General features: G+C 30.2%; 12 protein-coding genes and 1 riboswitch. Of the genes, 4 read left to right on the forward strand and 8 right to left on the reverse strand.

The window, feature by feature from the left end; translation table 11 throughout:
* Positions 1–197 precede the first annotated feature (197 nt).
* Together M2214_RS13305 and M2214_RS13310 are read right to left on the reverse strand one after the other, a co-directional pair.
* Positions 198–2,234: a sigma-54 interaction domain-containing protein gene (locus tag M2214_RS13305; protein WP_248479501.1), complete on the reverse strand. Its 2,037-nt coding sequence runs from the start codon at positions 2,232–2,234 to the stop codon at positions 198–200.
* A 39-nt stretch (positions 2,235–2,273) separates the two neighbouring features.
* Positions 2,274–3,182, reverse strand: a complete 909-nt coding sequence (locus M2214_RS13310) for a LysR family transcriptional regulator (RefSeq protein WP_248479503.1) — start codon at positions 3,180–3,182, stop codon at positions 2,274–2,276.
* A 130-nt stretch (positions 3,183–3,312) separates the two neighbouring features.
* Between M2214_RS13310 and M2214_RS13315 the strand changes: the two genes are divergently transcribed.
* Complete coding sequence (locus M2214_RS13315; RefSeq protein WP_248479512.1) at positions 3,313–3,735, forward strand: OsmC family protein; 423 nt, start codon at positions 3,313–3,315, stop codon at positions 3,733–3,735.
* 237 nt (positions 3,736–3,972) lie between these two features.
* Here the strand turns inward: M2214_RS13315 and M2214_RS13320 are convergent, their stop codons facing one another.
* The 5 genes from M2214_RS13320 to M2214_RS13340 all read right to left on the reverse strand — a co-directional run bounded on the left by M2214_RS13320 (position 3,973) and on the right by M2214_RS13340 (position 9,638).
* Positions 3,973–5,382 (reverse strand): trimethylamine methyltransferase family protein, encoded by a 1,410-nt coding sequence (locus tag M2214_RS13320; RefSeq protein ID WP_248479514.1) that lies wholly within the window; start codon positions 5,380–5,382, stop codon positions 3,973–3,975.
* A 94-nt stretch (positions 5,383–5,476) separates the two neighbouring features.
* Positions 5,477–7,063, reverse strand: coding sequence for a BCCT family transporter (locus M2214_RS13325; RefSeq protein WP_248479516.1), 1,587 nt, complete (start codon positions 7,061–7,063; stop codon positions 5,477–5,479).
* Between the two features lie 87 nt (positions 7,064–7,150).
* The gene (locus tag M2214_RS13330) at positions 7,151–8,581 is read right to left on the reverse strand and encodes a trimethylamine methyltransferase family protein (protein WP_248479518.1); all 1,431 of its coding nucleotides are present in this window, start codon (positions 8,579–8,581) and stop codon (positions 7,151–7,153) included.
* A gap of 357 nt (positions 8,582–8,938) precedes the next feature.
* Positions 8,939–9,151: a hypothetical protein gene (locus M2214_RS13335; protein ID WP_248479520.1), complete on the reverse strand. Its 213-nt coding sequence runs from the start codon at positions 9,149–9,151 to the stop codon at positions 8,939–8,941.
* Positions 9,152–9,320: 169 nt separating this feature from the next.
* On the reverse strand, positions 9,321–9,638 hold the full coding sequence (locus M2214_RS13340; protein WP_248479522.1) for an aminotransferase class I/II-fold pyridoxal phosphate-dependent enzyme: 318 nt from the start codon (positions 9,636–9,638) through the stop codon (positions 9,321–9,323).
* 2 nt (positions 9,639–9,640) lie between these two features.
* Here M2214_RS13340 and M2214_RS13345 point away from each other — a divergent pair, with 2 nt between their 5' ends.
* The 3 genes from M2214_RS13345 (at position 9,641) to M2214_RS13355 (ending at position 11,681) form a co-directional block, all read left to right on the forward strand.
* On the forward strand, positions 9,641–9,820 hold the full coding sequence (locus M2214_RS13345; RefSeq protein ID WP_248479530.1) for a hypothetical protein: 180 nt from the start codon (positions 9,641–9,643) through the stop codon (positions 9,818–9,820).
* A 321-nt stretch (positions 9,821–10,141) separates the two neighbouring features.
* Complete coding sequence (locus tag M2214_RS13350; RefSeq protein WP_248479532.1) at positions 10,142–10,903, forward strand: ABC transporter ATP-binding protein; 762 nt, start codon at positions 10,142–10,144, stop codon at positions 10,901–10,903.
* Positions 10,881–11,681: an ABC transporter permease gene (locus M2214_RS13355; protein WP_248479539.1), complete on the forward strand. Its 801-nt coding sequence runs from the start codon at positions 10,881–10,883 to the stop codon at positions 11,679–11,681. The genes M2214_RS13350 and M2214_RS13355 overlap by 23 nt, the downstream gene beginning before the upstream one ends.
* 532 nt (positions 11,682–12,213) lie before the next feature.
* Positions 12,214–12,328: riboswitch (SAM riboswitch) on the reverse strand.
* Positions 12,329–12,503: 175 nt separating this feature from the next.
* On the opposite strand, the gene M2214_RS13360 is transcribed toward M2214_RS13355, so the two are convergent.
* Entirely contained in the window at positions 12,504–12,719 is a 216-nt protein-coding gene (locus M2214_RS13360) for a DUF2061 domain-containing protein (protein ID WP_248479541.1), read from the reverse strand.
* Positions 12,720–12,722 lie beyond the last annotated feature (3 nt).

Consider the following 12,722-nt stretch of genomic DNA (forward strand, 5'->3'; position numbering starts at 1 on the left):
TCCTAATAAAAATTAAATATTTATCACATAAATATAATTAGCAAATATCATGCCAAAAACAAATATTTTTTTATTTCATGAAACTTATCTATTTTTCAATGTTTGTTAATATCAATTTTTTGAATTGTCTTAACCCTACACTAATTTAAATTATTTTAAATAACAAATGGGTTAAACAGCAAAACCTAATTCGCCATTTAACCCATTTTATTATCTTCTAAAAATTTCAAACCACATTCATTTATTACACTTCCACCTCTACCTTTTAATACTTGAATTAATTCCAGTTCATTCAATTCTAATAAAATAGATCTTATTTCTTGTTCAGATAAAAATACACCTTTTTTAACAGCAATATTATATATTTTTTTCCTTCCAATTCTTTCTTTTCTTTCATAAGCTTTTTTAAGTTCATTTAAAACAAATATATAATCACTTTCATTTCGCTTAAATTCACTTTCTTTAACATGCATCCTTTGAAGACTATCAATATCTTCGACCATATATTTAGGAAGATGATGAAATTGTATTATCTTTTCATCTAAATTAGCTAAGTATTCTATTATATTTTTAAGTTCCCTTACATTTCCCTCCCAATTATAATTTAAAAATATCTTTTCAACTTCATTACTTAAAGAAAACTTTGACTTTAAACTTTTCTTTATATTTTCAAGTATAAGAATAATATCTTCTTTCCTTTGTCTTAAAGGTTTAATGTCTAATGGTAATACATTTAATCTAAAATATAAATCTTTTCTAAACTTTTTTTCCTTTACCAGTTCCTTTAATTCTCTATTAGTAGCAGCAATAATCCTAACATCTATATCTATCAATCTATCAGACCCTAGTCTTCTAACTTGTTTTTCTTGTATTACTCTCAATAACTTAGCTTGCAAATTCAAATCCATTTCTCCTATTTCATCTAAAAACAAAGTTCCATTATGTGCAATTTCAAATAAGCCTAATTTTCCTCCTTTTTTAGCTCCCGTAAACGACCCTTCTTCATATCCAAATAATTCACTTTGTAACAAACTCTCTTGAAAAGCTCCACAATTTATAGCTACAAAAGGACCTTCTTTTCTATAAGATTCATTATGTACAGCTTGAGCGAATAATTCTTTTCCAGTTCCAGTTTCACCTATTATTAAAATTGATGAATTAGATTTCGCCATTCTTTTAGCTATTTCCTTAGTATTATTTATCTCTTCACTAATACCTATAATATCATCGAAAGTATATTTACTCACATGCCCTTTCTTAAGAAGTTGAGCTCTTAATTTTGTCTGTTTTTTTTCTAAATAACTAAATGTCTTCAATTTAATTATAAATCCATCGAAACTATTAAATTTAACATACTTTATCTCAAAAGAAACATCACGTCCATTTATTTTAATAAGTTTTTCACCCAAAGACTGTTTTCCATTAATTATCTCATCAAAATTTATTTCATTTATATACTCTCCTATATGTCTACCAACCATTTCATTCTCATCTATATTTATAATTTTTCTAGCTATATGACTATAAAAATACACTATACCTTTTACATTAGTACAAATAATTCCATCATCTAAAACTTTCATCAATATATCAAATTGATTTCCAAGTTTATTTGTTTCTCCTAATAATTTTTCTAGTCCACAGCTATTAGTTATTGTATTTTTAAAATACCTTTGTGTTTTTTCATCACCAATCAAATAATCTAAATTTAATTTTACAGCAACATCAACTATAGTACTCAACTCAAGTACTCTATGTCCTATATCTATAACTTCTTTAACTTTATCTTTAATTAACCCTTTCTCTCCTGGAGTTATAGCAATATTAACGTCAGGTAGTTTTTTCATTTCAGGATAATAAGGAATTAGATTTATATGATCAATGCCTAATTGATATATTAGTGAAATAGTTTCTAAAGACATATCTAAACTTAAATTAAATAATAATACATCTTTCCCTTTTTCTATTTTCCTAATCTTGTCAATGCTTGATTTTGTCAAAGTAATTCTAGGTATTATTATTTGTGCATCATCATATGTATGCTTTTTTACTTCATCATACTTTAAATATGTTGATAACAAAACTAATTTTTCTTTAATAACTTCAATTTCTCCATTTTCAAACGCATATATTTTTATTTTTATATTATCACCTAAAAAATCTTTTATTTGTCTAGAATAAATTTTTGCAGCTTCATTTTTTAATGTTACGATAGCTAATTCTCTATTCTTCATATTTGACCTCTTTCTTTTGCTCTTTAACTTCTTGTAAATTTATATTTTCCCACTCTTACAATACTGTATCGGAAAGATTTCCTTAGTTACATTCAGAAAAGTCTGTAAAGCAGGTGACATCCATTTATCCTCATGGTAAATTACCTGTGTCAAAAATTCAAAAGAAGGACCACACCAGTTTAGTTCAACAAGCTTCCCTTTTGATAACTCTTCTTCAACTGTAATCTTCGGTAAAAGTATTATACCCAATCCACTCATTGCAAGCTGTTTCATAGCTTGAATATTCCCTATTTCCATAATTTTGGGAGTCAATCCATAATCACCTAATATAGAAATCATAGTTCTCCTATAACTACAATCTTCCTCTGCTAAAATAAGAGGATAATTAACAATATTTTGTGGATATACATCAGAATATTTTACAAGATAGTGGTTTGGCTCTGCTAGCAATACTAACGGCTCAGGTACAGCTAATTCAACAATAAATTCAGAACTTGTAACCCTATTATCTAGGCAAAAAGCTACATCAATGTGGTTATCTAGTAAAAGTTGTTTATGTTCATTAGATTTTACAGTTCTCAATACTATTTCAATATCAGGAAACTTATAGTGAAACACTTTTAGAAGGCTGTGTAGGCGTGTTGTGCATAGTGACTCCAGTGCACCAATCGTCACAACCCCTTTTGTCATGGATTTATCTGTAACTATATCTTTTGCCTCTTCACAAAGATTAATAATCTGTCTTGCATAAACAAGGAATTTCTCCCCCTCATGGGTAAGAGAAATATTCTTTCTAATCCTCTCAAACAAGCGAACTCCAAGTTGGCTCTCTAACAACTGTATCTGTGATGTAATTGTAGGTTGAGTATATCCTAATACATCTGCTGCTCTAGTAAAACCATTGAGATCAGCTACTGTAATGAATGTTTTTAATTGACGAAATTCCATATACTTCTCCTTTCTACATCCATAGATTTTTTATATGATTATGATTTATTATATCAATTTTTCTTTTTTTATACTATGAGTTATTATTTAGTTAAACGCATACAAAATTATAAATTAGGAGGAATTTATTATGACACTAAACGCCTTAGTAAAATGGATGGGAGAAGGAATTGTATTTGAAGGTACTACTCCAGAAGGATCAAAATTGGTGATGGCTGGCCCATCAGAAATGAATGACGGAAAGGTATTAGGCCCTAAACCAATTGAGGTACTTCTTCATGCTGTTGCAGCATGTACAAGTGTAGATACTATTGCAATGCTAAAGAGTAAAGGTGCTGAAATTTCCGAATACGAAGTAAGTGTTACTGGAGAAAGAGGCTCTATTGCTCCAAAGCCAATTGAAAAAATGCATCTTATTTACAATATTAAAGGTAAAAAAATGAATCCAGATATGATTAAAGAAACACTTGAAACTGCTTTTTTAGTAGAAAGTGGTGTAGCAAATACATATAAATCAAATATAACTTGGTCTTTTAATCTTATTGAAGAATAGTATTGTATTTCTTTTATATGTATAATAAAACTCCTTTCAATAAACTTGAAAGGAGTTTTATAAATTTGAATTGGAATTATTGACCATCAGTCTTTTATTCAACCACACTACAAGGTTCTATTTTATCATTGTATTTAAGTAGTATAAAAGTACATGATTTTTAATAGTTTGGTCATATAAAGTCATTTTTGTTCTTTTTCCTTCGATATAATATTTTTGCACCTGAACCATATCTATTTATATACTTTCAATTAATTGAATATCTACTCCTTTTTCAACTAAATATTGCTTAAGCTGTTTTTGGATATCATCTGGAAGTTCAGGTTTTTGATATTTATCTAGCATAGATTTTTTCTTTTTATTGATATTCTTTAATAGTTTCTCATCAGGATCTCCACTTACCGAGCCCCTTATACTAACATTTGGTAAAAACGGTTCTTTTCTACAATGTTTTAACGTATGTGGTGCTGTTATAAATTGACCTGCTGGACCTATATCATTAATAAGATCTAACGCTAGCGTATCTTCGTTAATAACTACTTTATCAAGGTAGCGTTTAACCATTCCTATAATTTCTAAATCTACAATGAATTTTTCATATGACATACAACCAAAAGAATCCATTATTCCTGCACTATGAATAATATAGTTCATTTTATTTTGGTGACAAACTAAACAAGTCATCATACTTTCATATCCACTTTGTGCAGATACTGTTTTAGCATCACTGATTGTTCCACCACCACGACAAGGAATTCCATATGCTTTAGCAAGTCTTGCTGCATATTCATAGCATAGAGATCCTTCAGGAGAACCAATTGCTATACTTCCACTTTTCATATCTGAGGTAGTTGTTTGAGAACCGTATAGTACAGGAGTACCTTCTCTAACCATCTGAGAAAGTGCAATACCACATAATACTTCTGCATTCGTTAATGCAATAGTACCAGCTAAAGTTACCGGTCCTGTTGTTCCTGCCATCGTACATGATGCAACAACCATTGGCTGACCATATTTAGCATAAACCATTAACGTTTCTGCTGCGTTATTATCTAAATAAAGTGGACTATTTGTATTTACAATAGTAATCGCTCTTGGTTTTTCAGCAAGCTTTTCTTTACCATCAAAAACAATGCCTAACATATCCATTAATTCTTCGACTTCTTTAGCATTACCAGAACCAGTCATAATACATTTATCAGTATAATTAAGAGTCGAATATAGCATCATAGCAAGGGTAGATTCTGAAGGAAGATCTTTTGGTTGAACTACTATTCCACCATTTATTTTAAAATAGTCACTTTGATGAAAAAGTTTAACAAAAGTTTTAAAATCTTTTATAAGAGCCGGACGTTTTTTCCCATCAGCCTCTAAAATAAGAGGAGCTCCATAACCAGGAGCACATTCAACATTATCTCCCCCAATAGTCATATCGTATTTAGGATTTCTAGCATATATATTAAAACTACTTGGCGCTTTATTAACCCATTTCATCAGCTGATCTTCAGTAAAAAAAGCTGTATCTCCACAAACTTTAATACCATTTTTTTTAAGTATCTCTATAGCTTTCGGGTGATGTATTTTCATGCCTGTTTCCTCTAAAATTTTCATTGACGCTTCATGAATTTGTCTTAAATCTTTATCCATTATTTCTCCCCCCATAATTATATATAAAATATTTATATATGAAACAGTGTATTTGTGTCACGGTTTCTTGCTCACTAGGTTCTCTATTGATCTTCTAATTTTCTATATCTTCACTTTCATTAATATCGAAAGTTCCTACTACATCATAATTCTCAGCATTTTTCATACACTGTATATATCCTACGCACATTATTAACTCCAGTAATAATATTGGCAATCCGCATACTACAACAGCTGTCTGTAACGCCTTAAGTCCTCCACTCATTAGTAATATAAATGCGATACCACCCATTAATGCACCCCAGAATATTTTCAAGATGTTTGGAGCATCCTGTTCATTTTTATTGCTTTCATAACTAGCTGAAGTCATATTAGCAAGTGTTAGTGTCATAGATTCAGCTAATGTAACAAAAGAGAATATAATAGCTAAAAATCCTAAGACAGTTAACAATCCCGGCAAAGGTAAGTTCTTTAAAAAAGCAAACATTGCAACTTCCACACCTAATTTCGAAATTTCACCGGATATAGATATTCCTTGAAAATGTTCCATGAAAATACTTGCACTCCCAAATACACCAAACCATACAACTGCAAATACCGCTGGAGCGAAGAAATTTACTAATACAAATTCTTTAATTGTTCTTCCCTTTGCTAATTTTACTAAAAACAATCCTACCATTGGCGCAAATGCTAACCACCATGACCAATAGAAAATTGTCCAACCTCCAACCCATCCAGTTTGGAGTGCAGGTTCTAAATATAGAGATTGTGCAAGCATTGTGCTTAAATAATCTCCCAATGCCGAAGTTGTATTGTTTAAAATATATAAAGTAGGTCCAAAAATAAATACCCAAATTAGTAAAGCAAAATAGATATATACATTTAAATTACTAATTACAGTAATACCTTTATGCAGTCCAGTACAAGCTGCCACTGTATAAAATACAGCCATAGCTGCAATTATCGCAAACCAAACCAATACCATAGATTCAAATGCAATACCAGTAGTATATCCTAGTCCTCCAGCTAATTGCATAGCGCCTACTCCTAAAGAAGTTCCTATACCCGCTACTATACTAAAAATGCAAAGAGCATCTATTAAATTACCTGCAAGACCATTTACCTTATTGCCTAAAAGGGGATATAAACCAGTACTAATCTTAAAGCTTTTTTTACCATTATAATGTAAAAATGCAATACACAAACCAAATGACGTATACGTAGCATATGGATGTAGGGCCCAATGTAAATATACGGTTCTAAGTGCACCCTCAGCTGCTTCTGCTGATCTAGGTATTAACCCCATAAAAGGTGCTGGATTAGTATAGTTTCCAAGCGGTTCTGCAACTCCATAAAATACTATTCCAATAGCGATTCCGGATGTAAGAGCAATTGCAAACCATGTAAAAAACGACATATCAGGCTTTGCTTCAGGCCCACCTAATATAATATTTCCATACTTACTAAACCCTGCCCATATTACAAATACAAATAATATACTCATACCTAAAGCATAAAACCAACTGAAATATGTTATACAAAAATTGAATGCATAACTAGCAGCCGCACCTAAAGACTTTGGAGATATTACTCCAAATAATACAACAGCAACTAGTAATATTGCAGGTGGCCAAAACACTTGTTTATTTACAATATTAGTTGTGCCTTTATTTTCTTTCATACTATTCCTCCCCTTTATATTAATAAATAGTAATAAAAAGCTGACTGAGCAAATTCAATTTTACAACAGTCAGCTTTATAATGCAGATTAAACTTTTTTAATATCTTCTGGTTTCATCCCAATACTTAACATATATTCATCTAGTTGTTTTTCTATTGTAGGATCTAATTCAGGTTTAACATATGCTGCTAACTGTTTCTCTATTCTTTTATTCATAGATTCGTAAAGTGCTTCATTTGGATCCTTTCCTTGTGGCAACTTAGATCTTAAACTCACTTGTGGAATATACGTTTTTCTGCAGTTTTTAACTGTATGTTTTTGATCTAGGAAAATGCCACCCTTTTCTGCCACTTTTTTTATAGTATCAAAAGCTAGAGTATTTTCATTTACTTCGATATCATCAAAATAATTAGCACATCTATCTATTACTTCAAAATCTAGCATTAATTTTTCATAGCTCATTGTTGCAAAAGAATCTAATATTCCTGCTGAATGCATGGCAAGATTTGATTTATATAAATTTGTATGGAATAGACTCATAGCTGTTTCAATTCCAGCTTGAGCAGTAACTCCTTTTGCATCCGATAAACCACCACCAGTTCTACAAGCTAATCCATACTTCTTAGCAAGTAATGATCCATATCTACCTGCTTTAATCAACTCTGGTGATCCTATAGATGCATTCCCTGATTGAACATTTGAGCCGTAACATGCAAACTCATACATTACAGGATTTCCTGGATTTACAAGTTGAGTTAATACTATCGAGCTTAACATTTCAGCATTGCACATTGCAATTGCACCAGCGAGTGTAACAGGAGCTGTTGCACCAGGCATACAAGCTGAACAAACAGCAATAGGTTGATTATACTCGCAACCAAGTAGTAATGTATCTATTGCACTTAAATCTACTCTAAGAGGACTAGTAGGTGTTGATAATACTATGTATCTAGGTTTTTTCCTTAATTCTTCTTTACCTCCAAATACAATTTCAAGCATATTAAATATATCTATCTGGCCCTTTTTAGCACCTTGAATACCAAAGAGTACTTTTGAAGAACGTTTTATTGCAGCATATATCATTGCTGGTATACTTATTTCTGGATCTATATCCGATGGTTGAACAATAATACCACCATTTACTTTAAATGATTTTTCCATATGAAATAGATTAGCCATCTTTAGATAATCATCGAACAAAGCTTCTCTAATGCTTCCATCTGCATTAGTTATCAATGGCGATCCGTAACCAGGACAATAATTTACATCCTCTGTGTTTATATTGATAAAATAATTCTCATCTCTTCCATAAATAGTAAATTCTTTAGTTGCCATATCTAAATACTTGTTAATTTGTTCCTCAGTAAAATATGTTCTTCCATTTTCTTGTCTGAACCCATTTGCTCTGAAGATTTCATCTACTTTCTTACTACCAAACTCAACCCCAATTTCAGCAAGTATTTTTAAACTTGCTTGGTGAATTTGTTCTACTGCTAATAATTCTTTTTTATAATCCATAACAACAACCCCCTTACATTAATTTTCCCCCCAAGAATTAATTTTTCTTGATATACTATTCTATTATTATAAAACTACTTTTATGATGTTTTGCTACAAAAATCTTTTATGTGATATCATAGTAAAAAAATTCAGATTAAGATTTGAATCCTTTAGAAAAGATAGAAAAACTTCTTAAGCTTTATGGTATGTGGGAGTTCAAAAATAACTATCCTAAAGATCTTTCAGGTGGTATAAGATAAAGAGTTTCTTTGATTAAAAGACTATGAGTAAATCCTGATATTTTACTTCTTAATGAACCTTTTTCAGCATGAGATTATCAAACTCGACTTTTAGTATGTGATGATATAACAAAAATCATTTTACTAAATAAGTTCCTTCTGGTTTTACTACATTTATCTGCGGAATATTTGTTTTAACATAATCAATTGAAAAATCTACATTTCCTTCTAAATATTGCAATAACTCTTCTAACCACTCTTCTCCATTATTATAAGCGGCTTCAGTAGCTACAAGACTAAAACAATTATTTCTCTTTATATCTATTGTAGTAAAAGCTTTATCTAACATCTTATAATCATCTTCATTTGGTAAAACTACTACTGAAGTTTGAAGTCCTGCTATATTAAATGTTTTAGTTGATGCAATATAAGTTATACTATTTTTAGCAAATTCTTCACTAATAGACGCAAATGGTGTATGTTTATAGCCTTCAAAAATAATATCACTATGTATTTCATCAGAAATACATAGTGATATTATTCTTTAAATAAATTTTCCCTGATCTTACAAGTTCTTCTCTTTCCCATACTCTACCAACCGGATTATGAGGATTACAAAGAATAAATAATTTAACATTTTTATCTATTTTACTTTCTAAATCTTCATAATCCATTACATACCTTCCGTTTTCATCCTTCTTCAAAGAATTTACAACCAATTCTCTATTGTTATCGTTAACAACATTAGCAAATGGACTATATACAGGCTGTTGAATTATTATTTTATCTCCTTCATTAGTAGATTGTTGTATCAAAAGATTTATTAATGAATCCAAATATGATTAAAGAAATACTTGAAACTGCTTTTTTAGTAGAAAGCAGCATAGCAAATACATATAAATCAAATATAACTTTATCTTTTAATCTTATTGAAGAATATTATTATATTTATTTGTATAATAAAACTCCTTTCAATAAACTTAAAAGAAGTTCTATAAATTCACATTGGAATTATTGACAATTAGTCTTTTTATTGAATTCTACACTACAAGGTTACTATTTTATAATTGTATTTAAGTAGTATAAAAGTACATATTTTTAATAGTTTGGTCATATAAAATCATTTTTGTTCTTTTTCCTTCGATATAGCATTTTTTGTGTCTCCGTTATTATTTACCACTACAACTATTACTGCTAAGCCAAAATCTTTATCTTTAAATTATTTATAAGTACTTTATCATTTTGCGTAAATTAATTTATACACCTATTCTAGGTACAAAATTCCCTCTACATTAATAATATAAACTATACTATGTATTATCATCTCGGGGGTGAGTACGTGAATCCTATTGTTCAAATAAAAAATCTTTCTATGAATTACTATACTCTAGAAGGGGAACTTGAAGTTTTAAAAGATATTAATTTAAATTTAGAAGAAGGAGAAATTCTAGCACTTGTTGGTCCGTCTGGTTGCGGTAAATCTACAATAATGAACATATTATCAAGCCTTATAACTCCTACCAAAGGAGAAGTTATACTGAACGGCAAAATAGGATATATGTTCCAACGAGATCATCTGCTTGAATGGAGAACTATAATTGATAATATAAAAATAGGACTAGAAATACAAAAGAAATTAAACGATGAAGCTTTACAAAAGATAGAAAGACTTCTTAAGCTTTATGATATATGGGAGTTCAGAAACAACTACCCTAAAGAGCTTTCAGGTGGTATGAGACAAAGAGTTGCTTTGATTAGAACACTAGCTGTTAATCCAGATATACTTCTTTTAGACGAACCCTTTTCAGCACTTGATTATCAAACTAGACTTTTGGTGTGTAATGATATAGCTCAGATTATAAAGAATGAAAATAAGACTACTATAATGGTTACACATGATATATCAGAGGCCATATCAATGGCAGACAAAATAGCAGTTTTATCCAAAAGACCGGCTACAATAAAACATATATATAAGATAGATCTTACAGTGAAAGACGAAAAAACACCTCTTTCATCAAGAGAGGCTCCTGAGTTTAAAGATTATTTCAATACTATATGGAAGGAGCTTGATATAGATGAAAAAGACAAACTACTCTAGCGAATATAAAGCTTATTTAAAATCAGTTAAATCCAATAAAAGAAAAATAATATTCTATCAAATATTAGTACTTGTACTGTTTGTACTAATCTGGGAAATGGCTGCTAACCTAAACTTTATAGATGTATTTTTAACTAGTAAACCATCTGCCATATTCAAACTGTTTATAAGATATTCTTCAAATGGAGAAATCTTTAAACACGTAGGAATATCCGTATATGAAACTGTTTTAGGATTTATTCTTGGAACTGTAGGCGGGATAATAATAGCTATAATGCTCTGGTGGAATGAAAACTTGGCTAAAATATTAGATCCATTCTTAGTTGTATTAAATGCTCTTCCAAAAACCGCACTTGCTCCTATACTTATAATATGGGCTGGAGCTGGAATTACAGGAATAGTAGTTATAGCTCTTACTATATCAATAGTAGTTACAATACTTTCAGCCTATAACTATTTTATAACCGTTGAAGAAGAAAAAATAAAAATGCTAAAAAGCTTTGGTGCAACTAAATATCAAATACTCACAAAGCTTATTCTTCCTTCTAATGTAGGTAATATTATAAATATAGTTAAGATTAATATAGGTATGTCCTGGGTTGGAGTTATCGTTGGAGAGTTTTTAGTATCAAGATATGGAATAGGTTATTTGATAGTTTATGGTGGTCAGGTATTTAAGCTAGATCTTGTTATGATGGGTGTATTCGTTCTTGCAATATGTGCTCTATTGATGTATCAAATAGTTAATATAATTGAGAAAAGATATAAAGCTAGATAATTTAAAAATCAGGCTTATTTGAAAATGGAGTATATAATTAAATATGTGTAAAGTCCAAACCTAAAATTAGATTTAAAACTGAAAAAATGGTGATTTAATTATATTAAGGGTTAGATTTTCTTATGCAAATCGACCCTTTTTTAATTATCATTTTAAGAAAAAAATAGTATTGACTTTAAGATTAACAGTTCTAGTGCAAAAAACTTTTATGTGATATCATAGTTAAAAAATCAAGATTAGGATTTGAATCCTTTAATACAACAAGAAAAACTTTAAAAGGAATTGAAGCTTTTCATATGATAAAACAAGGGCAAGTTGATGGTATAAATCGATGTGCCCTTGCTAAAGTTGAATTTATCAATAAATTATTTAGTTTAGTGACATAAAGTAAAATTAAAAAAAGGATTACTCTAGAATTCAATATTTTTTGCACTGGAACCCCTATAGATTGCGCCTATGCTGGGCACACCTAAAAAAAGACTACTTTGATAACAAAATGATCTTGGATTTTCGTATAAAACAATTAAGATATTCCTTATCTTTCAGTTACGAATAACTGCAGAATTTAGCATTTGACTGTCAAGTTTTTTCTTGACAGCAGTTGCCGGGTTTCACAGGGCCAGTCCCTCCACCACTTTTAATAAGAGTCAATATTAAGTTATTAATCATCCGTACCTACTGGAACGGTTGTCACACTGTGCACTTAATATCCCGAAAGGATATCGAGCAAAAAACTCGATGGTCCGAAGCTTGATTAGATGTGTTGTATACCTGGCAAGGGTATAATGTTAATGGTTTTTTGCAAAATATTTTTAACTTGGGTTATATATAATGTTCCACAATCTCTTTTACCTTTACCTTTTCCCACATCCTTTCATGCAAATAATAAAGCAACATCTTTATGAAAACCTCAAAGAAAGCAACGGTTCCAGCCACTTTTAATTCTCCGCTTAATAAATAAACCAATATTAGCGTCGTTAACGTTGCCGTAAACCGCCATGTTATTGTCTTCAAAAAACTTTTTCTCTTTCCAGTCATGTC

Source organism: Tepidibacter aestuarii (genome assembly GCF_934924865.1).
In the GTDB taxonomy this organism is placed as follows: domain Bacteria; phylum Bacillota; class Clostridia; order Peptostreptococcales; family Peptostreptococcaceae; genus Tepidibacter_A; species Tepidibacter_A aestuarii.

Bases quoted from the DNA above. Each gene is read 5' to 3' on its own strand.
- M2214_RS13305 (WP_248479501.1), bottom strand. From the start codon at position 2,234: ATGAAGAATAGAGAATTAGCTATCGTAACATTAAAAAATGAAGCTGCA.
- M2214_RS13310 (WP_248479503.1), bottom strand. From the start codon at position 3,182: ATGGAATTTCGTCAATTAAAAACATTCATTACAGTAGCTGATCTCAAT.
- M2214_RS13315 (WP_248479512.1), top strand. From the start codon at position 3,313: ATGACACTAAACGCCTTAGTAAAATGGATGGGAGAAGGAATTGTATTT.
- M2214_RS13320 (WP_248479514.1), bottom strand. From the start codon at position 5,382: ATGGATAAAGATTTAAGACAAATTCATGAAGCGTCAATGAAAATTTTA.
- M2214_RS13325 (WP_248479516.1), bottom strand. From the start codon at position 7,063: ATGAAAGAAAATAAAGGCACAACTAATATTGTAAATAAACAAGTGTTT.
- M2214_RS13330 (WP_248479518.1), bottom strand. From the start codon at position 8,581: ATGGATTATAAAAAAGAATTATTAGCAGTAGAACAAATTCACCAAGCA.
- M2214_RS13335 (WP_248479520.1), bottom strand. From the start codon at position 9,151: ATGTTAGATAAAGCTTTTACTACAATAGATATAAAGAGAAATAATTGT.
- M2214_RS13345 (WP_248479530.1), top strand. From the start codon at position 9,641: ATGATTAAAGAAATACTTGAAACTGCTTTTTTAGTAGAAAGCAGCATA.
- M2214_RS13355 (WP_248479539.1), top strand. From the start codon at position 10,881: ATGAAAAAGACAAACTACTCTAGCGAATATAAAGCTTATTTAAAATCA.
- M2214_RS13360 (WP_248479541.1), bottom strand. From the start codon at position 12,719: ATGACTGGAAAGAGAAAAAGTTTTTTGAAGACAATAACATGGCGGTTT.